The organism is Halorubrum aethiopicum (genome assembly GCF_001542905.1).
Lineage (GTDB): Archaea > Halobacteriota > Halobacteria > Halobacteriales > Haloferacaceae > Halorubrum > Halorubrum aethiopicum.
The window spans coordinates 579,224-604,722 of record NZ_LOAJ01000001.1 but is presented as its reverse complement, the minus strand read 5'-3'; the positions used below and the strand labels follow the sequence as shown (position 1 = coordinate 604,722).

Below are 25,499 nucleotides of genomic sequence, written 5' to 3'. Positions count from 1 at the left end.
CCAGCCTAAAAACTTGGAGGCATGGACGAACGAAGCACGCGGGGGGACACACGGGACGTCTGTGTGATCGTCCCCACGATCCGGGAGTACGAGTGTATCCGCGCCTACGTCGAGAACGCCCGCACGCACGGGTTCGACGTCTCGAGGCTCCACTTCGTGTTGGTCACCGAGGACTTCTGTGACGTCGCGGAGATGCGCGAGATGCTCGACGATCTGGACGTCTCCGGCAAGGTCTTCGACGGGACCCGCCGCGAGGAGTGGTACGAGGCCAACGGGGTCGCGGAGTACGGCCACGTCGTCCCGGCCGCGAGCCACGCCGAGACGAGCTTCGGGCTCCTCTACATGTGGGCGAACCCCGAGTTCGAGTACGGGGTCTTCATCGACGACGACACGCTCCCGCACGACGACGAGGACTACTTCGGCCGCCACATGGAGAACCTCGCGTTCGGCGGTTCGATCGAGCGCGTTCGCTCGGACGAGAACTGGGTGAACGTCCTCTATCAGAACGCCGACGAACACGGCCTCTACCCCCGCGGCTACCCCTACTCGGCGATGGACGAGACGGTCGAGACGGACGCGGTCGACGTCGATGCCGGCGAGGTCGTCGCCTCCCAGGGGTTGTGGACGAACGTCCCCGACCTCGACGCCGTCCGGATCCTGATGGACGGCGACCTGGAGGGACAGGCGCAGACGCGGACGACCGCCGACGACTTCGGCGAGGACTTCGTCGCGGCGCGCGGCAACTACCTCACCGTCTGCTCGATGAACCTCGCGTTCCGCCGCGAGGTCATCCCGGCGTTCTACCAGCTGCCGATGGACGACAACGAGTGGGACGTGGGCCGCTTCGACGACATCTGGTCGGGGCTGTTCTTGAAACGCGCCTGCGACGTGCTCGGCAAGCGGATCTACAACGGCGGGCCGCTCTGTGAGCACAACAAGGCCCCGCGCTCGACGTTCGACGACCTCGCGAACGAGGTGGCGGGGCTGGAGCTGAACGAACACGTCTGGGAGGTCGTCGACGGGGCGGGCGAGGACGCCGACTCGTTCTCGGCGGCGTTCGCGGAGATGGCCGACGCGCTCGCGGAGGGCGACTTCTCCGAGTGGAACAACGGCGCGTTCCTCAACCACTGCGGCGAGTACATGCGCGACTGGCTCGACTGCCTCGACGCGATCCGGCGGACGCCGGCCCCCGCGGACGACTGAATCGACACGATTAAACGTATTTAGGCAAGCCTAAAACACATGACCGGACACGAACTCGACGGACACGACGAACGCGACGGCGGCGGACGCGACGACGGGAGAAACGTGCGACGACGGCGCTTCCTCGCCGCGGCCGGCTCGGTCGGCGTCGCCGGGATCGCGGGCTGTTCCGGCAGCGACGACGAGGGCGCGGGCGGCGACGGCGAGGCCGGTGACGGCGGCGGCGGTGGCGGCGGCGACGGCGACCCCGAGTCGCCGGTCGGCCAGATCGGCTCCGGCCGCGAGGGGCGCGGGGCCCCCGGCGGGACGCCGATGGCCGAGATGCCCGAGCTGTCGGGCGAGCTCACCGTCTACTCCGGGCGCGGCGAGTTCCTCGTCGGCGAGCTCGTGAGCTACATCGACGACCTCTACGACGACCTGGACCTGAGCGTTCGCTACGCCGGCTCGACCGACCTCGTGAACCAGATCGTCAACGAGGGGCAGGGGTCGCCCGCGGACGTGTTCTACTCCGTGAACGCCGGCGCGCTCGGGGCGCTCGCAGACGCGGGGCGCACGCAGGCGCTCCCCGACGACGTGACCGGGAAGGTCCGCTCGGAGTTCCGCACCGAGCAGTGGGTCGGCACCTCCGGGCGGGCCCGGACGGTCCCGTACAACACGAACGAGTTCTCCGAGAGCGACCTGCCGGACGACGTCATGGACTACCCCGAGGAGTTCCCCGGCGACCTGGGGTGGGCCCCCTCCTACGGCTCGGCACAGGCGTTCATCACCGCGATGCGGCTCCTCGAGGGCGAGGAGGCGACGCTCGAGTGGCTCGAGGCGATGGTCGAGCGCGGCGCGACGACGTACCCGGACGAGTTCCGGACCTGCCAGGAGATCGCCGACGGCGCGATCGACGCGGCGTTCACGAACCACTACTACATCCAGCGCGTGCTCGACGGCAACCCGAACGCGCCGATCGCCACCGCGTTCACCGAGGGCGACGCGGGCGCGATGTTCAACGTCGCCGGCGCGGCCGTCGTCGACACCGCGAGCGACGCCGACCTCGCGTCGAACTTCGTCCGCCACCTGCTGTCGGCGGAGGCGCAGGACTACTTCGCGCGCTCCACCTTCGAGTACCCGCTCATCCCCGGCGTGGAGCCGATCGGCGACCTCCCGACGATCGACGAGCTCGACGTCCCGGACATCGACCTGGCCGAGCTGTCGAACCTCGAGCCGACGATCGACCTCATGCGCGAGGCCGGCGTCCAGATCTGAACGCCCCCTCCATCACCACCGTTCGTGTCAGTTCTTCCACCGTCTCTCCACCCGCGTCGGCTCACGGCCCGTCTCCGCAAGCGGCTCGTTCGCGCCGACCGGGTCACCGCGGCCGCGGCGCTCGTCTCGGTCGCGGCGGGCGTCCTGACGTTCGCGATCGCCGTCACCGTCTTCTCGCACCACTCCGCGAACCACGACGAGGGCGTCTACCTCACGCAGGCCGCGCTACTCTTGGGCGGCCAGCTGGAGTTCCACGCGGGACCGCTCGCGGACGCCTTCCACCCGTGGTTCTTCGTCGAGGACGGCGGCCGGCTCTACCCGAAGTACAACCCCGTTCCGGCGGCGACGTTCGCGGTCTCGATGCTCCTGTTCGGCGAGCCGCGCGTGACGCTCGCGGCGGTCGCCGCCGGCAACGCCGCCTTAGTGTACCTGCTCGGGTCGCTCTCGTTCGGCCGGCGGGCGGGCCTCGCCGCGGCCGTCCTCTTCGCGGCGTCGCCGATGGCGATCGCGACCTCCTCCGCCTTCCTCCCGTACGCGCCGACGACGCTCTTCAACCTCCTGTTCGCGGTCGCGTACCTCCGGAGCGTCCGCGACGACTCCCTCCGGGCCGCCGGCGTCGCGGGCGTCGCGATCGGGATCGCCTTCTTCGCGCGGCCGTACACCGCGGTGCTGTTCGCCGCGCCGTTCATCTGCCACGCGCTGTGGCGGGTCGGGAGCGCGGCCGCGCGCGTCGAGGACCCCTCGTCGTCGACCCTCTCGTCGCTTCCCGACCCGATCCGCCGGCACGGGCTCACGGCGCTCTTCGGGACCCTCTTCGTCGGGATCACGCTCGCGTACAACGTCCGGATGACGGGCGAGGTTCTGACCTTCCCGTATCAGGCGTTCGCGCCGATGGACGGCCCTGGCTTCGGCGAGCGGCGGATCCTCGGGCACTCCGTCGACTACACGCTCGGACTGGCGCTGGAGTCGAACCGGTACGCCCTCCAGGAGATCGCGACGCGATGGCTCGCAGGCGGCTCGCTCGGGACGGCGCTCGCGCTCGCCGGCGGCGCGGTCGCGGTCCGCGGCTGGCGCGCGAGCGGGGACCCGAGCGACCTCGCGGCGGTCGCCGCCGACGAGGCCGACGGCTCCTCGGACTCCCCCGGCTCGCCCCGGTTCCGACGGACAGCGGCGCTGCTCCTCGTTGGCGTGGCGGTCGCGGTCGTCGTCGGCAACCTGTTCTTCTGGGGGACGCACAACGCGCTCGCCGACCTCTCGGACCCGACCGACGGGCTCGCGTCGCTGTTCGGCCCGTTCTACCACTTCGATCTCCTCGTCCCGCTGTCGGTCTTCGGCGGGCTCGGCGTCGCCGCCGGGTGGCGGGCGCTCTCCGCGGCGCGCGAGCGACTCGCCGAGCGGCTCGCCGCGTCGGAGGTCGGGTCCCCGCGGCTCGACCCCTCGAGAGTCGCCCGCGTCGCGGTCGCGGCCGTCGTCGTCGTCGCGGTCGCGGTCGCGGGCGTCGCCGCCGTGGACGCCGCCTCGGAGCCGATCGACCGGAACGCCGCGATCGACGCGAAACACGAGGCGGCGTACGCGCCGATCGACGCGACCGACTTCGAGGACGGACTCGTCTTCCTCCCGACGCCGTACGGCGAGTGGCAGAACCACCCGTTCCAGTACCTCCGGAACGGGCCGGGGCTCGACGGCGACGTCGTCTACGCGCTCCATCGCGACCCGGTCGAGGACTTCGCGGTGCTCGACGCGTATCCCGACCGGACGCTGTACCGCTACGGCTACCGGGGCACCTGGACCCCGAACCCCGACGCGTACGTCACGCCGAAGCTGGAGCCGCTCGACCGGCGGTCCGGCCCCGAACTCGCCGCCGAGACGACCATCGGCGTCCCGGACCGCGTCGCCCGCGCACAGGTGCGCGTGGACCCGCGTCGGGGCGGAGAGGGCGGTCCGGACCACGCCTCCTACGTCGTGACGGGTCCCGGAGAGTCGCTCGCGGTCGACTGGACGGTGACGCCGGACGGCGTGCGGCTGCCCGGCGCGGCGGCCGCGGGTGACCCCGAGTCGAGCGAGCCCGTCCCGTTTGACCCCGAGGGCGACGTGGTCGCCGTGACGGTGACGCTCGTCGACCCCGCGGGCGCGACGTTCACCTACCGACAGGAGGTGACGGTTCGGGTGACGGAGGGCGGGGAGAGCGTCGAGGCCGTCTGGCCGCCCGAGCGCTCGACCTGTCGGCTCGTCACGGAGTGCGGCAGCGAGGGCACCTACCTCCCGAACGAGCCCGACGCCCATCCCGAGTGGGTCGTCTTCGAGACGGACGCCGAGACGAGCGACGAATAGGGCGCGTGCCCGTGGATCGCTACTGGCACGGTTACCACCGCCAAAGCCCCAGCCGTGAGGCGGGCGCACGCTCGTTGTCGTTCGAGACGGCTGAGCCGTCTCGTGATGACGAAACGGCTTCGCCGTTTCGAACCACGCTCCTCGCTCGCGTTGCTCGCTGCGATGCTTACGTCGCCTGCGACCGCCTCGCGGCTGCCCCTTTGAGTCCCACCCCGCACCGCAACCGCACCTCACGCCTCCCCAGCCTCGTCGGTGGCCCTCCGCTTCGCTCCGGACCACCGACTCCCTCGCGCGGTGCTACTCGGCCGCGGGGCGGCCTCGCAGGCACGCGCCGACCGCATCCGCGCATTTATTTATTAATAGCCGGCGCTGTCGCTCACGATCTTAAAAACGTCGCCGGCGGCGGTCCGGGATGCCCACTGTGTGTGGACCGCCGTCCGGTTCGAAATCGAGGCGGTCCCGTCAGAACCGCCGCAGCTGCTCCTCGAGACAGACGGTGACGATCGACTTCGCGATGGCCGCGCCGCCGCCGATCGGGTCGAGCTTCGTGTCGCCGAGCCGCTCGGCGTAGGCGATCGGGCGCTCGCGCACGTCGTAGCCGCGCATCAGCGGGCGGATCAGCAGTTCGGCGGAGAGCCCGGTGTTCTCCGTCCAGCCGATCTCCTCGACGACCTCGCGGCGGTACGCGCGCATCCCCGTGGTGGTGTCGTGGACGCGCTCGCCCATGAGCAGGCTCGCGACCGCCGCGAACGCGTGGTTGCCGAGGCGGTTGAACGCCGGCATCGCCTCCGCGCCGTGGTAGAGCCGGTCCCCGCTCACCACGTCCGCGCCGTCGTTGATCTCGGCGAGGAACTCCGGCAGCGCCTCCATCGGGTAGGTGTCGTCGCAGTCGGTCGTGACGACCACCGGACGATCCGGCGTCAGGATCGCCTCGCGCACCGCCACGCCGTACCCCTGCGGCTCCTGTTCGATCACGCGCGCGCCGTGCTCGCGGGCGATCTCCGGCGTGCGGTCCGACGAACCGTCGACGCAGACGACCTCCGCACGCCCGTCAGTGACCTCGTCGATGTCCTCCAACACCGTCGCGATGGCCTCCTCCTCGTTGTAGGTGCCCATCACGACGCTCAGGTCGTCGAAGGTGTACTCGCCGGCGTTGGCGCTTGCCGCGCCATCGGTCGCGGCCGCCCCGTCGATCGAGTCCCCCTCGTCGGTCGAACCCGCCTCGTCGGTCGCGTCCGCGTCGAACGCGCTCGCCGTCCCGTTCGTCGTGTGCGCTGAGTCGCTCATTACCCGCACCTCACGTCGCACGCACTTGAATTTTTAGGTTTGCCTAAAACAACTGTGTGCTGCCGTCACACGCCCGCGCTTGGCGCGGCCGCCTCACGCCCCGGAGAGCCGGGCGTCCACGTCGTCCGCGACCCGGAGCGCGAGCGCGGCGATGGTGAGCGTGGGGTTCATCGCGCCGCTCGTCGGGAAGACGGAGCTGGAGGCGATCCAGCAGTTCCCCAGGTCGTGGGTGCGGCAGTCGGCGTCGACGACGCCGGCCGCGGGGTCGTCGCTCATCCGCGTCGTGCCCATGTGGTGGTAGGCGGGGCCGGTCGCGTCCGGGCCGGCGACCCACTCCACGTCCGCGCCGAGCTCCTCCAAGATCGCCACCTGGATCTCGTTCGCTCGCTCGATCGTGTCGAGCGCGCGGTCGCCCACGGTCCACTCGATCCGCGGGACCGGGTTGCCGTGGTCGTCGGTGCGGTCGTCGGCGAGCGTCACCCGGCTGTCGGCCTGCGGGGCCTGTTCGACGAGCCCGCCCATCGCGACGTGGTTCCCGTACCCGTCGCGCAGCCGCTCCAGGAGCGAGTCGCCCCAGTCCTCGCCCGACAGCGCCATCTCCACCGGCGAGGGGCCGGCGTAGTTGAAGAACTCCAGTTTGAACGGGGCCTGCGTCTCGTCGGCCTCGTCGTAGAACTGGTCGCAGGCGCTCGTGTAGAAGCCGACGTGGTTCTGCCGGGTCGGCTCGTCGAGCGTGCCGCCCGCGCCCGCGAACAGGTGGTCCATGAAGAACTCGCCGACGTGGCCGCTGGAGTTCGCGAGCCCGCCCGGATACCGATCGGAGGCGGAGAGCAGGAGGAGCCGCGGCGTCTCCACGCCCCCCGCGGCGACGACGAAGGCGTCGGCCTCCTGTCTGTGCTCCTCGCCGTCCGGCGTCGTGTAGACCGCGGCCGTGACCGAATCGTCGTCGTCGTGCGCCAGCGACCCGACGCTCGCGCGGTCGATCACGGTCGCGCCCTTCTCCTCGGCGCGCTCCACGTGGACGGTCGCGTCGTATTTGGCCCCCGAGGGACAGACGGGCTGGCAGGTGCCGTAGCCGACGCAGGGCGACCGGTCGTCGTACGGCTCGGAGTTGCGCGCGTTCGGCACGGAGTGCATGTCGATCCCGAGCGACTCGCAGGCCTCGGCGAAAAGCGAGTCGCTGTAGGAGGGCTCGAACGCGCGCATCGGGTGCGGCTCCTCCCGGGGCGGCGCGTAGGGGTTGTCCGACGCGCCCGCGACGCCGAGTTCGCGCTCGGCGTCGGCGTAGTAGGGCCGCAGGTCGGCGTACTCTATCGGCCAGTCCGGCCCCACGCCCCGCTCGCTCCCGGAGTTGAAATCGTCCTCGTGGAGCCGCATCACCATCCCCTGCCAGTGGAGCGTCGACCCGCCGACCCCCTTCACCCGGGCGTGGTTGAGAGGATAGCCCCACTCGCCCGCGTTCTCGTAGGCGTCCCGCTCGCCGCCGACGCCCCACACGTCCGGGCGGCCGTAGAAGGGGCGGATCGCCCGCTCCTGTCTGGCGAGCCGGTCCGCGGGGTCGAACCGCGGTCCCGCGTCGAGCACCACGACCTCGTGGTCGGCCGCCAGCCGGTCCGCAACGAGCGCGCCCGCCGGTCCGGCCCCCACGATACAGACGTCCGCGTTCGGGACCGGCGTGCGGTCGACGCCGTCGTCTCGCGCCCCGTCCCCGGCGCCCGATCGACCGTCCCCGACGCTCTCGGCACCGCTCACGGCGGCCCCCGCGTGTAGCTCTCGGCCCCGCCGGCGTACCCCTGCGGGTTCTCGATGCCGACGAGTTCGCCCCCGGTCGGCGAGGCGTACAGCGCGAGCAGGAGCTCGTTGACGACGTAGTACCGCACCCGCTCCGCGGTCGTGCCGTGCGGGTGCTCCTCGGCGGTGTCCACGCCCAGATCGCGCAGGAGCTCGTCGCGATCCCGGACGGACAGGTCGGTGACGGGAGCCCCGAACCAGGCTCGCGCCGCCGACTCCAGGTCGGCGACCGCCGCCCGGATCCCGTCGTCGTGCGCGGAGCCGTCGAGGCGGCCGTCGAGGAAGCCGTCGACGAACGCGTCGATCCCCGAAACGGTCTCCGGGTAGACCGCCGTCGCGGTCGCGGCCATCGCCTTGCGGACGTCCTCGTCGTCGGGGCGACGCTCGCCGTCGGCGGGGGTGTCTCCGGCCGCACTCTCGTCGGTCGCTCGACGGACGCCGAGCGCGACGCCGCCCGTCGCGCCGATCGCGGCCAGCGCGGCCGCCGCGTCGCGTCGCGTCAGTTCCATGGAAGGTTTTAGGTGGCCCTAAATCCTTATATCCGTCGGAGCGCGTTCGCCGGACGATCGGAACCACTAACGCCGGCCGCGCCCTCGCTCGAAGAGAACGACTCCGCCTCCCGCACAATGACCCTGCGACACCGGCTCCGCGACCGCCTGACCGACGGCGACGACCGACTCCCGCTCGGACTGACGCTTCTGTGTGCGGCGATCGCCGCGACGCTCGTGTTCCCGCTGGCGTGGCTCGTCATCGAGGCGGCCGCGGTCGAGCGGGAGCGCGCGACCGACCTCGTGTTCAGCGCGGCCACCGCCGAGGTGCTCGCCAACAGCCTGCTGTTGATGGCCGGCGTCACCGCCCTCTCGATCGCGGTCGGCGTCCCGCTCGCGTACCTCACCACGCGGACCGACCTCCCGTTCCGTCGGTTCTGGTCGATCGCCGCCGCGCTCCCCCTCGTCGTGCCGAGCTACGTCGGTGCCTTCTCGTTCGTCTCCGCGTTCGGACCCCAAGGCGAGTTCCACGAGGTGCTCGCGCCGCTCGGCGTCGCGCGCGTGCCCGAGATCAGCGGGCTCTCCGGCTCGATCCTCGTCATCACGCTGTACACGTACCCGTACGTCTACCTGACGACCCGGGCCGCGCTGCTGTCGTTCGACACGACGCTTCTGGAGGCAGCGCGCACGCTGAACCACGGCCGGCTCGCGGCGTTCCGCCGGGTGACGCTCCCGACGATCCGGCCGGCGATCGCGGCCGGATCGCTGCTCGCGGCGCTGTACGCCGTCTCCGACTTCGGCACGCCGTCCATCATGCGCCTGCCGGTGTTCACCCGCCAGATCTACGTCGAGTACAACGCGTTCGGCCGCGACTACGCCGCGCTGCTCTCCTTGCAGCTGCTCGTCGTCGTGCTCCTCGTGCTCGCGCTGGAGTGGGCCGTCCGCTCGGACCGGAACGCGACCGGCGACGACGCGGGACGGACGAACGACCGAGTGTCGCTCGGTCGGTTGCGCTGGCCGGCGACGCTGCTTCCGGCCAGCGTCTCCGGGTTCGCGCTGCTCGTGCCGCTGTGGATCCTCGGGCTGTGGCTGGTCCGGTCGGAGGCCGGTCGCCGCCCGTCGATGGCCTTCGAGCCGGTACAGGTGCTCAACTCGGTGTCGGTGTCCGCAGCGGCGGCCGTCGTCGCCGCATTGGCGGCCATCCCCGTCGCGTACTTCGCCGCGAACCACGAGTCGCCGCTCGCGACCGTCTTCGAGCGGGCGACGTACGTCGGGTTCGCGGTTCCGGGGATCGTGTTGGCGCTCGCGTTGGTCTACTTCGGCTCCGGCTACGTGCCGTGGCTCTACCAGACGCTTCCCCTCCTCGTGTTCGCGTACGTCGTCCGCTTCCTCCCGCAAGCCGTGGGGTCGACCCGGACGTCGATCCTCCAGGTCGACCGGCGGCTCGTGGAGGCGGGCCGAACGCTCGGGGAGTCGCCGACCGGCGCGTTCAGGCGCGTGACGTTCCCGCTCACGCGCTCCGGCATCGTCGCCGGCGCGGCCCTCGTGTTCCTCACGACGATGAAGGAACTCCCCGTGACGCTCGTGCTCCGCCCCTCCGGGTTCGACACGATCGTCACGCAGATCTGGCGCGCGCAGGCGACCGCGCTCTACCAGTACGCGGTCGTCCCGACGCTCATCCTCCTCGTCATCTCCGGGCTCTCGATGGTGGTCATCCTCGCACAGGAGGGCGAGGAGGGGATCTGAGACGTCGCGAGTCGAACCCGCGTCTTCGTCGTCTTCCCCCGCGATCCCGTCCCCCGTCGGTGAGCCACTTGATCTTCAGTACAGTCAAAACAAGCGGCTCATTGCGGTGGCGCGCGAGAGGGAGGCGGCGGGCCGGCGCGGAGCGGTACGTCCCGCGCGGCCCGTCCGCCGAGGCTGAGGGGGCGTGAGGCCCGCGGTCGGCGGTCGGGAGCGGTCGCCTCCCTACGACTCGTCGGTGGCGGTCTCCGGATCCCCGCGCAACAGCCGAACCGCCGCCTCGGCGACCGGCGTCGCCGCGTATCCTCGGCGACCGCCGGCGTCGACCTCCTCGATCAGTTCGGCGACGCGGAACTCCGCGAGCCGGCCGTGGAGATCGGACTCGCACATGTCGTAGGCGTCCATGAGCTCGCGGACCGACAGCGGTCCGCGGTCGACGAGTTCGACGAGCAGCCCGAGCGTCCGGTCGTCGTTGACCGCCCGGACCGTCCGACGGACGGGCTCGGGGACGCCCGTCGCGGCGGTCTCGAGCGGCGACTCCCCCTCGACCGCCTCGAGGGTCGCGTTCTCGACGTACCGCTCCTCGCCGGTCTCCGGGTCGCGGACCCGGCTCGACTCCCCGGACCGTTTCACGAGGAGGTACGTCTCGCCGTCGGCGTCTCGAACCGTTCGCATGGGTCGGAGAAGGGGAACGAGACGGATTACGGTTCCGGGGCGGGGCGGTCGTCAACGTCTCCGTCGTCGTCAACGTCTCCGTCGGCGTCAACGTCTCCGTCCTCGCCCACGTCGGCGGCGGCATCGCCCGCGGCGGTTTCGGAGTCCGTGGCGGCGTCCGCGTCCCCGGCCTCGTCGTCCCCTCGCGACCGGTCCCACGACCGGTACGTCTGGTACGTCCGGACCCCGGCGAGAAGCCCCGCGACGAGCAGGGCGATCCCGATCCGGCTCCACCCCTCGAAGAACCAGACGAGCGGGCCGAGACTCACCAGGAGGACCGCGAGGTTCGCGTAGATCACGGCGACGACGAACGCGCGGAGGGTGTCGCCGTCCACGTCGCCGGCGGCCGAGAAGTCCCCGTCGTCGTCGAACGACTTCACCGAGGGGGCCTTCGGGACCTCCGGCGTCATCTCGCGCTCGGCGTCGGAGCTCTCGCCGAAGGAGACCTCGCCCTCGTCGTCCTCGTCGAAGGGGAACACGCCCGCCGGTAGGGGGCGGCGGGGCAAAGGGGTTGTGTCCGGCGGTCGCGGGCGAGGACGTCGAAGCGCGTCCGAGACGCGTCGGAATCGCGCCGAGACGCGGCTCAGGCCGCGTCGGCGAGTCGCACCGTTCGGCTGGCCTCGACCCACGCGAGCGGGTTCTCCGCCTCGAAGAGCACCACGTTTCCGTCGTCCTCGTACACCTCCACCTCGGCGTCGGCCGCGTCGTGGTCGCCCGAGCGGTGCGTCCCGTCGTCCCGAAGCGGGTTCGAGGGCATGGACCGTGGTAAGTCGTTACACGATATAGGCTTTTCCGTGGGGGTGAGTGTCACCGGTCGGGGCCGCCGCTCGAGGTCGATCCCGCTCCAGCGCGACCGGCGAGCGACGGGGCCGCGAACGAACGCCGGTCTTTTAGCCGGGTGCGCCGAACGGAGCGTATGACTCAGTCGGGGCTCTCGGACTTCTCGTCGCCCGCAGGATCGGAGGCGGGCGACGACGGCAGCACCCGCGACGACCTCGCCGCCGAGGAGGCGAAAGTCGTCGCCGGCGGCGGACACGGACGCGTCAGCGACGTCGTCGACGTCGACGAGGCGAAGTTCCCGGACTCGACGGGGACCGTCGAGCTGATGATCACCCAGATCGACTACGCGGTCGAGGGGTACGGCACCGACGAGTACCCCGTCGTCCACGTGTTCGGCCGCCGGCCGGCGGAACACGTCGACGAGGACACGGACCACGACGTCGTCGAACACCTCCGCGTGCTCGGCGTCGAGCCGTACTTCTACGTCCCGACCGCCGAGCTCGATAGCGATCCCGTCGAGGCGTACGACGTGGTTATCGGCACCCGCGAGGAGAACGCCGAGGGCGAGCCCTACGAGAGCATCCGCGGCGAGCCGCTCACCCGGATCGTCACCCGGACCCCGCGCGACGTGGGCAACATCCGCGACGACTTCGAGACCACCTTCGAGGCGGACATCCTCTTCCCCAACCGCTTTCTGATCGACAACGGACTCAACGGCGGCCTCCGCGTGGAGGAGCGCCGGCTCGACGACGGGGAGGGGACGATCCAGGTCCACGAGGGGATGTTGGAGCCCGCCGACGTCGACGCCGAGATGCGGGTGAACACCTTCGACATCGAGGTCGACGACCGGCGCGGCTTCCCCGAGGACGGCGAGGAGCCGATCGTCTGTCTCACCAGTCACGACTCCTACGACGACGAGTACGTCGTCTGGCTGTACGACGCGCCGGAGGCAGACATCCCGCCGCCCGAGGACCTTCCCGACTACGAGGGGATCGCGGCGAGCGGGGACGCGACCGACGGGAACGACGCCGAGCTCGACTTCCGCGTCGAGGTCTTCGAGGAGGAGGCCGCGATGCTCGACGCGTTCGTCGAGTACCTCGACGACACCGACCCCGACGTGCTCACCGGGTGGAACTTCGAGGACTTCGACGCCCCCTACGTCCTCGACCGGCTGGAGGTGCTCGACGACGGCAGCGAGTACGACCTCTCGATCGAGCGGCTCTCCCGCATCGGCGAGGTGTGGCGGTCGAGCTGGGGGGGTCCCGACATCAAGGGCCGTGTCGTCTTCGACCTGCTGTACGCCTACAAGCGCACGATGTTCACGGAGCTGGAGTCGTACCGGCTCGACGCCGTGGGCGAACGCGAACTCGGCGTCGGCAAGGAGCGGTACGCCGGCGACATCGGCGATCTCTGGGAGCGGGACCCCGAGCGCCTGCTCGAGTACAGCATCCGCGACGTGGAACTCTGCGTCGAGATCGACCGGGCGCAGGACGTGATCGCCTTCTGGGACGACGCCCGGAAGATCGTCGGCTGTAAGCTGGAGGACGCGACGACGCCGGGGGACGCGGTCGACATGTACGTGCTCCACATGGCGTTCGGGAACTTCGCGCTCCCCTCGAAGGGCCAACAGGAGGCCGAGGAGTTCGAGGGTGGCGCGGTGTTCGACCCGATCTCCGGGGTCCGCGAGATGGTGAGCGTGCTCGACCTGAAGAGCCTCTACCCCATGTCGATGGTGACGATCAACGCCTCGCCGGAGACGAAGGTCGATCCGGACGAGTACGACGGCGAGACGTATCGGACACCGACGGGCGTCCACTTCCGCAAGGAGCCGGACGGGATCATCCGGGAGATGGTGAACGAGCTCCTCGACGAGCGCGAGGAGAAGAAGGCGCTCCGGAACGAACACGATCCGGGGACCGAGGCGTACGAGCAGTACGACAGACAGCAGGGAGCCGTCAAGGTCCTGATGAACAGTCTATACGGCGTGTTCGGGTGGGACCGGTTCCGCCTGTACGACCGCGAGATGAGCGCGGGCGTCACCTCGACCAACCGGGAAGTGATCGACTTCACCGCCGGCGTGACCGAAGAAATTGGAAGAAAAGTTACATATGGGGATACTGACAGCGTCATGCTATCTCTCGGTGATCTCTCGAAAGAAAGCGCCATCGAGACCTCCTTCGACATCCAGGAGCACATCAACGACCGCTACGACGACTTCGCGCGCGAGGAGTTGAACGCCGACGCCCACCGCTTCGAGATCGAGTTCGAGAAGCTCTACCGGCGCTTCTTCCAGGCGGGCAAGAAGAAGCGGTACGCGGGCCACATCGTCTGGAAGGAGGGGAAGGACGTCGACGACATCGACATCACGGGCTTCGAGTACAAGCGCTCGGACATCGCAGGGATCACGAAGGAGGTCCAACAGCACGTCATCGAGACCATCGTCACCGGCGACGACATCGACGAGGACCTCGAGGCGATCACGACGTACCTCTCGGGGGTCATCGACGACTTCCTCGCGGGGAACGTCGACGTCGAGGAGGTCGGGATCCCCGGCGGGATCGGCAAGCGACTCGACGCCTACGAGACGCCGACCGCGCAGGTCCGGGGCGCACAGTACGCCAACGAGCTGTTGGGGACGAACTTCGGGAGGGGCTCGAAGCCCAAGCGGCTCTACCTGGAGAAGGTCCATCCCGACTTCTGGGAGCGCATGGAACGCGAGGAGGGGTTCGATCCCCAACGCGACGGGCTCTACGGCGAGTTCAAACGCGACCCCGACGTGATCTGCTTCGAGTACGCCGACCAGATCCCCGAGGAGTTCGAGGTCGACTGGGAGAAGATGCTCGAGAAGACGCTGAAAGGCCCCATCGAGCGGATCATCGAGTCGCTCGGCACCTCCTGGGAGGAGGTCAAGACCGGTCAGGAGCAGACCGGACTCGGCTCGTTCATGTGATCGCAAAACACGCTTTTCGACCTCGAAAGAATTCTTCTCGAAACGGTGATTTTCGGCGGGATATTCGTAACTATTAACCTCGAGAACACCTACGATACACCCACGAGGCATAACCCTACATATGGCAACTCTCGAGATCAGCGACCTACACGTGCGGGTGGCCGAAGAGGGCGGTGAACGGATCCTTCGGGGCGTCGACCTCGAGGTCGAGTCCGGGGAGATCCACGCGCTGATGGGTCCGAACGGCTCGGGCAAGTCGACGCTGGCGAAGGTCATCGCCGGACATCCCGCCTACGAGGTCACGGACGGGAGCGTGGCGCTCCACCTCGACGAGGCCGACCTGGCGGATGTCGAGGCCGACCTCGACGACGATGACTACCACTGGGAGCTGCTCGAACTCGAGCCCAACGAGCGCGCCGCGCTCGGGATCTTCCTCGGGTTCCAGTACCCCGCGGAGATCGAGGGCGTCACGATGACGAACTTCCTCCGGCAGGCGCTCAACGCGAAGGCCGACGAGCGCGAGGAGCTGTTCGAGGACGAGGAGGACGACGAGGAGACGGAGGCCGACGACGAGGGCTACGACACCTCCCCGATGGAGGGCCCCGCCGACGACGGCGAGATCGGCGTCGCCGAGTTCCAGGAGATCCTCTCCGAGAAGATGGAGCTCCTCGACATGGACGAGAAGTTCATGCAGCGGTACCTCAACGCCGGCTTCTCGGGCGGCGAGAAGAAACAGAACGAGGTGCTCCAGGCCGCGATGCTCGAGCCCGCGATCGCCGTGCTCGACGAGATCGACTCCGGGCTCGACATCGACCGCCTCCAGGACGTCTCGAAGGGGATCAACGCGCTCCGCGACGAGCAGGGCACCGGGATCCTCCAGATCACCCACTACCAGCGCATCCTCGACTACGTCGAGCCCGATCACGTCCACGTTATGTTGGACGGCGAAGTCGCGAAGAGCGGCGGCCCGGAGCTCGCCGAGAAGCTCGAGGACGAGGGGTACGACTGGGTCCGCGAGGACGCCTACGGAACCGCGTAATGGAACGTGGTTACGCGCCAACGCTATACAACCGGAGCCGTAAACAACTGACATGAGTTCACAAGACCACCTCAAAGAGACCGACACCGAGGCCCGCTTCGAGTTCAAAAAGGAGGAGAAGTCCGCCTTCAAGACCGAGAAGGGCCTCACCGAGGAGACGATCCGCGTCATCTCGGAGGACAAGGACGAACCGGAGTGGATGCTGGAGCGCCGCCTGCGCGCGCTCGAGCAGTTCAAGGCGATGCCGATGCCGACCGACTGGCCCGAAGCGCCGGACCTCTCGGAGGTCGACATCGACCAGATCGTCCCGTACATCCGCCCCGACATCGACGTCCGCGGGGGCGTCGACGACTGGACGGACCTCCCCGACGAGATCAAGGACACCTTCGACAAGCTGGGCATCCCGGAGGCCGAGAAGAACGCGCTCTCCGGGGTCGGCGCGCAGTACGAGTCGGAGATCGTCTACCAGAACATGCAGGAGCGCTGGGAGGAGAAGGGCGTCGTCTTCTGTGACATGGACAAGGCGGTCCAGGAGCACGAGGAGCTCGTCAAGGAGTACTTCATGACGAAGGCCGTGCCGCCGAGCGACAACAAGTTCGCGGCGCTTCACGGCGCGATCTGGTCGGGCGGCTCGTTCGTGTACGTCCCCGAGGACACCACGGTCGAGATGCCGATCCAGGCGTACTTCCGGATGAACTCCGAGGGGATGGGCCAGTTCGAGCACACGCTCATCATCGCCGAGGAGGGGTCGGAGGTCCACTACATCGAGGGCTGTTCCGCGCCCAAGTACTCCGCGTTCAACCTCCACTCCGGCGGCGTCGAGGTGTTCGTCGGGGAGGACGCACACGTCCAGTACTCCACGGTACAGAACTGGTCGAAGAACACGTACAACCTGAACACCAAGCGCGCCATCGCCGAGAAGGGCGGGCGCATGGAGTGGATCTCGGGGTCGATGGGGTCGAAGGCGACGATGCTGTACCCCTCGACGATCCTGAAGGGCCGCGGCGCGTCCGACAACCACATCACCATCGCCTTCGCGGGCGAGGGCCAGGACATCGACACCGGCGCGAAGGTGTACCACAACGCGCCCGAGACCAAATCGACCATCGAGTCGAAGTCGATCTCGAAGGACGGCGGCCGCACCAACTACCGCGGGCTCGTCCACATCGCCGACGGGGCCGAGAACTCCTCGACCGCCGTCGAGTGTGACGCGCTGATGTTCGACAACGAGTCGACCTCCGACACCATGCCGTACATGGAGATCAACGAGTCGAAGGTCGACGTCGCCCACGAGGCGACCGTCGGGAAGATCGGCGACGAGGACATCTTCTACCTCCAGTCGCGCGGTCTCGACGACGACGACGCGAAACAGATGATCGTCTCGGGGTTCATCGAGCCGATCACGGAGGAGCTGCCGATCGAGTACGCCGTCGAGCTGAACCGGCTCGTCGAGCTGGAGATGGAGGGTTCGCTCGGATAACATGAGCACGAAAGCAATCGAGAGCCTCTCGGAGGACACGGTACGACGCATTGCGGAGGAACGCGACGAGCCCGAGTGGCTCCTCGAGACCCGTCTGAACGCGCTCGAGGCGCTGGAGACGGCCGAACTGCCCGACGTCATCCAGACGCCCGGCCGGCGCTGGACCGACCTGGAGGCGCTGGACTTCGAAGCGCTCGTCGACCCGCTGAACCAGTCGGACACGACCGAGCGGACGGCCGGCGACGACGAGGTCGTCGTCGCCCCGTTCACGGAGGCGTTCGACGAGTACGGCGACACCCTCGAGGAGCACTTCGGCACCGTGCTCGACCCCGAGCACAACTACCTCACGGCGCTGTCGGTGGCGCTTTTCACCACCGGCACGTTCGTCTACGTCCCCGAGGGCGTCGACGTCGAGGACGTGAAGATCCGCGCGGAGATGAACTCCCGCTCGCTGTTCAGCCAGACGCTCGTGGTCGCCGAGGAGTCGTCGTCGGTGACGATCCTCGAGTCGATCGCGTCGGGCGAGGAGAGCGACGTCGAGGGCGACCGCTACTTCTCGAACCTCGTCGAGGTCGTGGGCGGCGAGAACGCCGACGTCCAGTTCGGCTCGCTCCAGAACCTCGACGACGACACCTACACCTACTCGCTGAAACGCGGGGTCACGGACACGTACGCCACGATCGACTGGATCGAGAGCAACTTCGGCTCGAAGCTCACCCGCTCGGACGTGGAGACGGAACTGAACGGCGACGGCTCCGAGAGCCAGATCGTCGGGACGTTCTTCGGCAGCGAGGACCAGCACTTCGACGTCAACGCCCGCGTCTGGCACCAGGCCGAACACACGACGGCCGACCTCGTCACGCGCGGCGTGCTCGACGACGTGGCGCGCTCCGTGTACGAGGGCGTTCAGGACGTCGGCGAGGACGCGTGGAGCACCTCCAGCTACCAGCGCGAGAACACGCTGATGCTGTCGGACGACGCCGAGGCGGACGCGTCGCCGAAGCTGATCATCCACAACCACGACACGGAGGCGTCACACTCCGCGACCGTGGGCCAGGTCGACGCCGAGGACCTGTTCTATCTCGAGAGCCGTTCCATCGACTCGAAGACGGCCCGGAACATGCTCGTCGAGGGCTTCTTCGTGCCCGTCCTGGAGGAGATCGCGGTCGACGAGTTCCGCGAGGACGTCGAGGACCTCGTCGTTGAGCGGCTCCAGTAGGGTCGCTCGCGACGGAGACGCACGAGTTCGATTTTTGCGGTCGCGGTCGGTTTCTCCCCTAGTATCCCTCCTCGTCGGCGACCCGGTTCACGGCCGAGACGACGGCCTCGCCGATCGCCTCGATGTCCGCGTCGTCGACCGTGAGCGGCGGCGCGAGCATGAGGTGGTCGCCCGCCTGCCCGTCGACGCTGCCGCCGCCGGGATACGTGTACACGCCGTTCGCGAGCGCGGCGTCGTAGACCCGGTCGGCGACGTCGGCGTCCGGATCGAAGGGGGCCTTCGTCTCCCGGTCGGCGACGAACTCGATCCCGATCTGGAGCCCGACCCGCCGGATCTCGCCGACGATCGGGCTCTCGGCGAGCGGCTCCAGGGCCGCCTCGAGCCGCCGCCCGCGCCGCCGAACCGCCGCGAACAGGTCCTCCGTGTAGCGGTCGAGCACGCGGTCGGCCACCGCGGCCGAGATCGGGTTCCCGCTGTAGGTGTGGCCGTGCTGGAAGGGGTGGTCGTGGTCCTCGAGCGCCTCGACGACGCCGTCGGCGACCATCGTCGCGCTTATCGGGGCGTAGCCGGCGGAGAGGCCCTTGCCGAGCGCCAGCAGATCCGGCGTGACGCCGAGCCCCTCGCAGGCGAACGACTCCCCGGTTCGGCCGAATCCGACCATCACCTCGTCGGCGATGAAGAGGAGTCCGTACTCCGAACAGATCCGCCGGATCTCGCGGTAGTAGGCGGGATGCGGACGCGTCGCGGGGATGCTCGAGCCGCCGACGGGTTCGGCGACGAACGCGGCGACCGTCTCGGGGCCGCGGCGACGGACGAGCCGCTCCAGTTCCCGGGCGGCCGCGACCGCCTGCTCCTCGGGCGAGCCGTCGAACTCCCAGCGGTAGGGGTACGAGGGGCCGATCTTCGGCCAGTCCCGGAGGAGCGGGTCGTACGTCGTCCGCCGGCCGGTGTTGCCCGAGGCGGCGAGCGCGCCGAGCGTCGCGCCGTGGTACGAAGTCCACCGGCCGATCACCGCCTCGCGCGTCGGCTCGCCGCGGGCGACGTGGTAGTCGCGCGCGAGCTTGATCGCCGACTCGATCGCCTCGCTGCCGGAGTCGACGAGGAAGGCGGCGTTCAGCGACCCCGGCGTCATCGCGGCGAGCTTCTCGCCGACCGACTCGACGGCCGGGGTCGAGAAGTGCGACGTCGAGACGTAGCCGACCCGCTCGGCCTGTTCGGCCATGGCGTCGGCGACGCCCTCGAGCGAGTGGCCGAGGTTGACGACCGCCGCGCCCGCGGCCGCGTCGACGATCTCGTCGCCGTCCGCGGTCACCAGCGTCGAGCCGTGCGCGTCGACGATCTCCGGGTGGCCGGGGTCTCGGCCCGCTCCCCACTTGTAGAACACGCCCATGGAAACCCTCCTCGCGGGTGGGCGGCATAAATCGATCCCCGAGGGAACCGCTTAAGTCGGGGAGGCCCCGACGTGACACCATGCGAACGGGCGTATCGAACGGCGACGGGTGGTCGAGGTGAGCGTCAGCCAGCGGATCACCTCCGACGACCAGCTCGCCAGACTGCTACAGATCGGGATCGTGTTGGAGGAGGTCGTCGAGGCGCGGGCCCACCACCACTACGAGAGCCTCGACGCGGAGCTCGACGAGGAGGTCGAGAACCTGCTCTCGGACGCCGCCGAGGAGTCCGCCGAGCACCGCGCGCGGCTGGAGGGGCTCATCGAGGGGCTCGGCGTCGACAGCGTCCCGTTCGACGAGATCGAGTCGCTCGTCGACGCGCGGTACGGGCGGACGCAGCCGGACGACTTCGACGGCGTGTTGTACGACCAGCTGTGTAACGAGGAGACCGCATACAAGTTCTACGACGACCTCATCGAGGCGATCGAGGGCGCGGACGCCGAGTTCTCGGTCGACCGCGACGAGCTGCTCGACACCCTGGAGGCGATCCGCGAGGAGGAGGCCGAGGGCGTAAGCGAGGTCACGGAGGTCATGGAGCGGCGATGAGCCGGAGCACCGAGCCGACGAGCGGACCGAAGAGGCCGACGACAACGGAGGGAGGCGAACCGTGAACACCGCAGACCAGTACCTCAAGACGATCTACGTCGTACAGAAACAGGAGGACGGCCCCGCCTCGACCGGGTCGATCGCCGACGCCCTCGGCGTCAGTCCGGCGAGCGCCAACGAGATGATCGGCAAGCTCGAGGAGCGCGGGCTCGCCGAACACGAGAAGTACAAGGGGGTCCGGCTCACCGACGACGGGATCGTGAAGGCGCGCGACGCGCTCCAGACCTACTGTATCATCGAGCGCTTCCTCGCGAACGTGCTGGCCGTCGAGGAGTTCCGCGAGGAGGCCCACGAGCTGGAGGCGGTCATCGACGACACGGTCGCCGATCGGCTCGACACGATCATCGACCGCCAGCCCGAGTGTCCGGACTGTTTCGACCCCGAGACGGACGCCTGCGCGTGTCTGGAGGTCGCGGCGGTACCGGCGGAGCCGGAGCAGTAGGACGGCGAGAACGGGAGGCGTTTCGGCGCTTTACACGCCGGTCGAGTAGCGGAGGATGCCCGCGACGCCGCCGAAGGCGTCGAGCAGCTGTTCGCCCTTCTCGAAGTCCGTGGAGATGAACTTGGTGTCGGTCCCGCGCTGTTCGGCGATCGCCATCAGGTGTTCGATGACGTCCTCGCGCTCGTCGACCGCCGCGTCCTCGCCGCACTCGGAACACTCGTGGTCGGGAGTGGAGTGTCGCGAGTCGACGACCTCGAACTCCTCGTGGCCGTTGGGGCACTCGTAGACGATCACGTCGGACCGGAGGTCCTCGGAGATGAGCAGCCGGTCGACGGAGCCCATGATCAGGTTCCGCCGGGTCTGCTCGAAGCCGTAGGTGGCCTCCTCGCCGGTGTGGAGGTTCTCGAAGAACTCCTCCATGTGGCGTTTGTCCTCGACGATCTCCTGGTCGGAGAGGGCCTCGCTGCCGGCGTCGACGAGGTCCTTCAGCCCGGATTCGTCGGTGTAGGCCACGTCGAACTTGCCGAGCACCTTGTCCTGGAGCTCGTGGTGGAGGTAGTCGCCGTCGAGGAACTCGTCTTTCGTCGGCGAGGGACCGCCGACGAGGATGCCGTCGAGCTCGTGGCGCTTGTCGACGAACAGGTCGTTGGCCATTCCCGCGACCTCCTGGTAGAAGTTGTCGATGGCCTCGAGCCGGAGGCGGGCGAACCGCTGGGCTGACTGGCCCCCTTTGCGCTGTTTGCCGGGCACGAGCGAGGAGGCGGACTTGACGGGCTCGACGCGCTTGCCTTTGAGCCAGCCGACGTTGGCCTCGCGGCGGTCGAGCACGATGAGTCCGAAGAGCCCGGAGTCCGCGAGCATGTGTTCGAGCGGCTCCGTGAGGAACGCGGAGTCGCAGTGGTAGCGGAACGACTGGACGGGGTTCGGCGGCGACTCCAGCGTCCGGGTGACCATCTCGGTCCGGCCGCCGCCGGAGTCGACCGCGCCGGAGAAGATCACCATCCCGTTCTCGGGCGGGTAGGTGTCGTAGTAGCGGAGGCGGTCCTTGATGCTGGTCAGCGCGTCCTGGACGTTCGTCCGGGTCTGTTTGGACTTGATGTTGGACGCCTCGCTGTGTTCCTGGGTGACGTGGGCGACCACGTCCGAGATCTGCTTGTCCTCGGGGATGTAGATGGTGACGAGCTGCGTGCCGGAGCCCTCGAAGTCCTTGAGCTCCTCGATGACCTTGCGGAACTCGTACTTCCGCCGGTCCTCGCTCGCCTGCTGGGCGTCGCTACTCATTGTCTCCACTACGGCGTGGCGCGTGTAAGTAACCTTTGACCTCCGGGTCACCGCGAGACGACCGCGATCCCGGCCGGCGACGGCGGCGCTCGCGACGTGAGGCGACCCCGCCCTACATCGACTCGGGCGCGGAGACGCCGAGCGCGTCGAGCGCGTTCGCCATCGTGTATCGCGCGGCCGCGACGAGCGCGAGCCGGGCGTCCCGAAGCTCGTCGCTCTCGGCGGTCACCACCGGACACTCGCGGTAGAAGGCGTTGTACGCGTCCGCGAACTCGCGGGTGAACGTCGCGATCGTGTGCGGCTCCAAGTCCTCGGCGGCCGACTCGATCACTGCGGGGAAGCGCGCGACCTCCCGCAGCAGGGTCTCGGCCTCCTCGGTCTCGAGGGCCGCGGCGTCGGCGTCGAAGGCGTCGCCGGAGGCGGACGCGTCGCCCGGCTCGGGCACGTCGAACCCCGCGTCGGCCGCTTCATCGAGGATCCCGCAACACCGCGCGTGGACGTACTGGACGAACGGGGCCGACTGCGCCTCGAAGTCGAGCGCCTCCTCCCACTCGAAGGTGATCGCCTTCGCGGGCTGTTTGGAGACGATGTCGTACCGCACCGCGCCGATCCCCACCTGGTGGGCGATGCGCTCGACGTCCTCGTCGGTGAGGTCGTCGTCGCGGATCCGGTCGTCCATCCGGCTCTCGACCGCCTCGCGGGCGCGGTCGATCGCCTCGTCCAGCAGGTCGTCGAGCATGACGCCGGTCCCCTGCCGGGTCGACATCTTCCCGTCGGGCAGGTTGACGTACGAGTAGATGACGTGACCGAGCCCGTCGGTGTCGTTGCCGAGCAGTTCGAGGGCTGCTCCCAGTTGATCGGCCTGTAGTTTGTGGTCCTCGCCGAGCACGGTCACGGCGCGGTCGTAGTTGTCGAACTTCCACTCGTGGTGGGCCAGGTCGCGGGTGGTGTAGAGGCTGGTGTCGTCGGAGCGGAGGAAGACGAGGTTCTTGTCGATCCCCCACTCGTCGAGCTCGAGCTGCCAGGCGTCCTCCTCGTAGACGGCGTGTTCCGTCTCCTTGAGCCGCGCCGCGATGTCGTCGGTCGAGCCGTCGCGCATGAACCGCGTCTCCTTCACGAACTCGTCGAACTCCGCGGGCAGCCGGGCGAGGCAGTCCTTCATGCCGCCGAGCACCGCGTCGACGACCTCGCCGACGCGCTCGTAGGTCTCCTCGTCGCCCGCCTCCAACCCCTGGAGGATCGACCGGATCTCGGCCTCTGCGGCCTCGACCGCGTCGGCGTCGGCCTCCTCGAGGTAGGCGTTCCCCCGGCGGTAGTAGCGCACGAGGTCGTACTCGGCGCGGTCGCGGGCGGGCTCCTCCTCGAGGTCCGACTCGTCGAACGTCTCGTACGCCCAGGTGAACACCGCCATCTGACGGCCCGCGTCGTTGACGTAGTAGTGGCGGTCCACGTCGTAGCCGGCGTACTCGAGGACGTTCGCGACCGCGTCGCCGACGATCGGATTGCGTGCGCGACCCACGTGGACCGGCCCCGTGGGGTTCGCGCTCGTGTGCTCGACGACGACGCTCGTGTCCCGGTCGGGGAGGACGCCGTACGTCTCGTTTCCGGCCGCGGCCGCGAGGGTGTCCGCGAGGTAGCGATCCCCGACGTGGAAGTTGACGTACGGTCCGGCGGTGTCGACGGAGACGAGGTAGTCGTAGGGGGAGACGTCGATCGCCCCGGCGACGTCGCTCGCGACGTTCGGCGGGGCGTCGCCGACCTCGCCCGCGAGCCGGAAGGCGACGCTGGAGGCGAGCGTCGCGTCCATCTCGTCCGGCGGGCGTTCGATGCCGAGGTCGTCGGTCGGGAGATCGAGGGCGGCGAGCGCGTCGGAAAGCGCCGCCTCGACCTCCGACCGGAACTGTCTGAACATACCGTCCGTTCGACCGGCGGATTAAAAGGGCCTTCCGAAGCGGCTCGGGAGGGATCGGCGTGATCCCGCGGGGAAACGAAACCGACGGCGACTACTCGTCTCTCCTCCGGACCTCGCCCCAACGGATCAGATACGCGAGAAGGAACAGCCCCAACGAGACCATGAACCCGCCCGCGGCGCTGGTGACGATCTCGCTCGAGACGTCGACCCGGTTGCTCGCGATCCAGACGGCCGCGGCAAACGAGAGGACGACGGCGATCCGTCCCCCGACGCCGATCCCCCGGAACCACGCTCCGACCCGTTTCCCGCCCCGTGAGTTGGCGAGCGGGCCGACCGAAACCACGCCTATCGCCGCGCCGCCGACCACCCAACTCCAGTGGATCGTCCGGAGCGACCCGAGGTTGATCGGTATCCAGAGCAGGACCAGAACGCCGACGAGCACGTCGGTCCACGTCGGCGGGCGGTCCGGATACCACGTTGACGGGATCATCATCCACGGATCGCCGGACCGCGACCATAGGCGTTCCGACGGGAGGGGACGCGGTAGCCGCTCACTCGACGATCTCGTCGATCAGCTGTCGCGCCGCGCGCCGGACCGCCTCGTCGCTCTCGATGGACGGCTCCCAGCCGAGGGCGGCGAGTTTCTCGATCGACAGGCGCATCTTCGGCACGTCGCCGGTCCAGCCGCGGTCGCCGCCGGTGTAGTCGTACTCCGGATCCACGCCGAGCTCCTCGCTCACGACGTCCGCGATCCGGGTGACGGAGGTCGTCGTCCGGGTCCCGAGGTTGTAGACGTTGAGGTCGTCGTCCGCGTGCTCGACGACGTGGCGGATCGCGTCGACGCAGTCGGTGACGTGCATGTACGACTTCTCCTGGCGGCCGTCGCCGAGGATCTCGAGTTCGGTCGGGTCCTCCTCGAGCTTCTCGATGAAGTCGGGGATCACGTTGCCGCGCTGGTGGGGACCGACGATGTTCGCGAACCGGAACACCCACGACTGAACCCCGTAGGAGTGGGCGTACGTGGAGATCAGCGCCTCGTCGGCGAGCTTCGAGGAGCCGTAGATGGAGATCGGCTCCATCGGGGCGTGGTCCTCCGGCGTCGGGCGGGGGGCCTCCCCGTAGACGGTCGACGAGGAGGTGAACGCGAAGCGGTCGACGCCGACCTCGGCCACCCGCTCTAAGACGTTGTACGTCATCTCGGTGTTCGCCTCGAACAGTTCGCGGTCGTCGTCGTAGTTCGTGTCCGTGTACGCGGCGAAGTGGAAGACGACGTCGAGGTCGGCGGTGACGACCGCCGCGACGTCGTCGGGGTCGGTCACGTCCGCCTCGACGAACTCGGCCTCCTCGGGGACGCGGTCGCGGTCGCCCTTCGAGAGGTCGTCGGCGACGCGGACGGTCGCGCCCGCCTCGAGGAGCCGGGCCGCGAGGTGGCTCCCGACGAGCCCCGCCCCGCCCGTGACCAGCACGCGTGAGTCGGCGAGATCCATACGCGTCCGTGAGCGGTGGCGGATAAGTACGTGTGGAATTCGGA

Annotated in this window: 21 protein-coding genes; 10 read left to right on the top strand and 11 right to left on the bottom strand. The window is 69.1% G+C overall.

Annotated elements, in window-relative coordinates:
• Nucleotides 1-21: 21 nt before the first annotated feature.
• Genes AXA68_RS02875 through AXA68_RS02865 form a run of 3 tightly spaced genes read left to right on the top strand, consistent with a single transcriptional unit; the run spans nucleotide 22 to nucleotide 4,788 of the window.
• Nucleotides 22-1,203, top strand: a complete 1,182-nt coding sequence (locus AXA68_RS02875; protein ID WP_066412541.1) for an alpha-1 4-glucan-protein synthase — start codon at nucleotides 22-24, stop codon at nucleotides 1,201-1,203.
• Between the two features lie 39 nt (nucleotides 1,204-1,242).
• Entirely contained in the window at nucleotides 1,243-2,457 is a 1,215-nt protein-coding gene (locus AXA68_RS02870; RefSeq protein WP_066412538.1) for an extracellular solute-binding protein, read from the top strand.
• Between the two features lie 24 nt (nucleotides 2,458-2,481).
• Nucleotides 2,482-4,788 (top strand): DUF7846 domain-containing protein, encoded by a 2,307-nt coding sequence (locus tag AXA68_RS02865; protein WP_066412535.1) that lies wholly within the window; start codon nucleotides 2,482-2,484, stop codon nucleotides 4,786-4,788.
• Between the two features lie 462 nt (nucleotides 4,789-5,250).
• On the opposite strand, the gene AXA68_RS02860 is transcribed toward AXA68_RS02865, so the two are convergent.
• The 3 genes from AXA68_RS02860 to AXA68_RS02850 all read right to left on the bottom strand — a co-directional run bounded on the left by AXA68_RS02860 (nucleotide 5,251) and on the right by AXA68_RS02850 (nucleotide 8,375).
• The gene (locus AXA68_RS02860; RefSeq protein ID WP_232745130.1) at nucleotides 5,251-5,904 is read right to left on the bottom strand and encodes a dolichyl-phosphate hexose transferase; all 654 of its coding nucleotides are present in this window, start codon (nucleotides 5,902-5,904) and stop codon (nucleotides 5,251-5,253) included.
• Nucleotides 5,905-6,168: 264 nt separating this feature from the next.
• Entirely contained in the window at nucleotides 6,169-7,827 is a 1,659-nt protein-coding gene (locus AXA68_RS02855; protein WP_066412531.1) for a GMC family oxidoreductase, read from the bottom strand.
• A complete protein-coding gene (locus tag AXA68_RS02850; protein WP_066412528.1) occupies nucleotides 7,824-8,375 on the bottom strand; it encodes a gluconate 2-dehydrogenase subunit 3 family protein in 552 nt (183 codons plus the stop codon). The genes AXA68_RS02855 and AXA68_RS02850 overlap by 4 nt, the downstream gene beginning before the upstream one ends.
• A gap of 117 nt (nucleotides 8,376-8,492) precedes the next feature.
• Here AXA68_RS02850 and AXA68_RS02845 point away from each other — a divergent pair, with 117 nt between their 5' ends.
• Nucleotides 8,493-10,100, top strand: a complete 1,608-nt coding sequence (locus tag AXA68_RS02845; RefSeq protein WP_066412526.1) for an ABC transporter permease — start codon at nucleotides 8,493-8,495, stop codon at nucleotides 10,098-10,100.
• 222 nt (nucleotides 10,101-10,322) lie between these two features.
• On the opposite strand, the gene AXA68_RS02840 is transcribed toward AXA68_RS02845, so the two are convergent.
• The 3 genes from AXA68_RS02840 to AXA68_RS17025 form a co-directional block, all read right to left on the bottom strand.
• On the bottom strand, nucleotides 10,323-10,772 hold the full coding sequence (locus AXA68_RS02840) for a DUF7346 family protein (protein WP_066412523.1): 450 nt from the start codon (nucleotides 10,770-10,772) through the stop codon (nucleotides 10,323-10,325).
• Nucleotides 10,773-10,798: 26 nt separating this feature from the next.
• A complete protein-coding gene (locus AXA68_RS02835; RefSeq protein ID WP_066412521.1) occupies nucleotides 10,799-11,290 on the bottom strand; it encodes a DUF7322 domain-containing protein in 492 nt (163 codons plus the stop codon).
• A 104-nt stretch (nucleotides 11,291-11,394) separates the two neighbouring features.
• Nucleotides 11,395-11,568 carry a DUF7331 family protein gene (locus AXA68_RS17025; protein WP_185955650.1) on the bottom strand — a complete coding sequence of 58 codons (174 nt, stop codon included), beginning with the start codon at nucleotides 11,566-11,568 and terminating at the stop codon, nucleotides 11,395-11,397.
• A gap of 159 nt (nucleotides 11,569-11,727) precedes the next feature.
• On the opposite strand from AXA68_RS17025, the gene AXA68_RS02830 reads away from it, so the two are divergent.
• From AXA68_RS02830 to sufD, 4 genes are all read left to right on the top strand, one after another.
• Nucleotides 11,728-14,541, top strand: a complete 2,814-nt coding sequence (locus AXA68_RS02830) for a DNA-directed DNA polymerase (RefSeq protein WP_066412519.1) — start codon at nucleotides 11,728-11,730, stop codon at nucleotides 14,539-14,541.
• Nucleotides 14,542-14,662: 121 nt separating this feature from the next.
• A complete protein-coding gene (locus tag AXA68_RS02825; RefSeq protein WP_066412517.1) occupies nucleotides 14,663-15,580 on the top strand; it encodes an ABC transporter ATP-binding protein in 918 nt (305 codons plus the stop codon).
• A gap of 52 nt (nucleotides 15,581-15,632) precedes the next feature.
• Entirely contained in the window at nucleotides 15,633-17,060 is a 1,428-nt protein-coding gene (gene sufB, locus AXA68_RS02820; protein WP_066412515.1) for a Fe-S cluster assembly protein SufB, read from the top strand.
• Between the two features lies 1 nt (nucleotide 17,061).
• Entirely contained in the window at nucleotides 17,062-18,279 is a 1,218-nt protein-coding gene (gene sufD / locus AXA68_RS02815; RefSeq protein ID WP_066412513.1) for a Fe-S cluster assembly protein SufD, read from the top strand.
• A gap of 58 nt (nucleotides 18,280-18,337) precedes the next feature.
• Here sufD and AXA68_RS02810 read toward each other — a convergent pair whose 3' ends face one another.
• A complete protein-coding gene (locus AXA68_RS02810) occupies nucleotides 18,338-19,669 on the bottom strand; it encodes an aminotransferase family protein (protein ID WP_066412511.1) in 1,332 nt (443 codons plus the stop codon).
• A gap of 118 nt (nucleotides 19,670-19,787) precedes the next feature.
• Here AXA68_RS02810 and AXA68_RS02805 point away from each other — a divergent pair, with 118 nt between their 5' ends.
• Both AXA68_RS02805 and AXA68_RS02800 read left to right on the top strand, forming a co-directional pair.
• Nucleotides 19,788-20,273, top strand: a complete 486-nt coding sequence (locus AXA68_RS02805; RefSeq protein ID WP_066418325.1) for a rubrerythrin — start codon at nucleotides 19,788-19,790, stop codon at nucleotides 20,271-20,273.
• 61 nt (nucleotides 20,274-20,334) lie between these two features.
• A complete protein-coding gene (locus AXA68_RS02800; RefSeq protein WP_066412510.1) occupies nucleotides 20,335-20,775 on the top strand; it encodes a metal-dependent transcriptional regulator in 441 nt (146 codons plus the stop codon).
• A 30-nt stretch (nucleotides 20,776-20,805) separates the two neighbouring features.
• Here the strand turns inward: AXA68_RS02800 and prf1 are convergent, their stop codons facing one another.
• The 4 genes from prf1 to AXA68_RS02780 all read right to left on the bottom strand — a co-directional run bounded on the left by prf1 (nucleotide 20,806) and on the right by AXA68_RS02780 (nucleotide 25,455).
• Complete coding sequence (gene prf1 / locus AXA68_RS02795; protein ID WP_066412509.1) at nucleotides 20,806-22,056, bottom strand: peptide chain release factor aRF-1; 1,251 nt, start codon at nucleotides 22,054-22,056, stop codon at nucleotides 20,806-20,808.
• Between the two features lie 112 nt (nucleotides 22,057-22,168).
• Nucleotides 22,169-23,968, bottom strand: coding sequence for an arginine--tRNA ligase (gene argS, locus AXA68_RS02790; RefSeq protein WP_066412507.1), 1,800 nt, complete (start codon nucleotides 23,966-23,968; stop codon nucleotides 22,169-22,171).
• Nucleotides 23,969-24,059: 91 nt separating this feature from the next.
• Nucleotides 24,060-24,458: a hypothetical protein gene (locus tag AXA68_RS02785; protein WP_157884770.1), complete on the bottom strand. Its 399-nt coding sequence runs from the start codon at nucleotides 24,456-24,458 to the stop codon at nucleotides 24,060-24,062.
• A 61-nt stretch (nucleotides 24,459-24,519) separates the two neighbouring features.
• Nucleotides 24,520-25,455, bottom strand: a complete 936-nt coding sequence (locus AXA68_RS02780; protein ID WP_066412502.1) for an NAD-dependent epimerase/dehydratase family protein — start codon at nucleotides 25,453-25,455, stop codon at nucleotides 24,520-24,522.
• Nucleotides 25,456-25,499 lie beyond the last annotated feature (44 nt).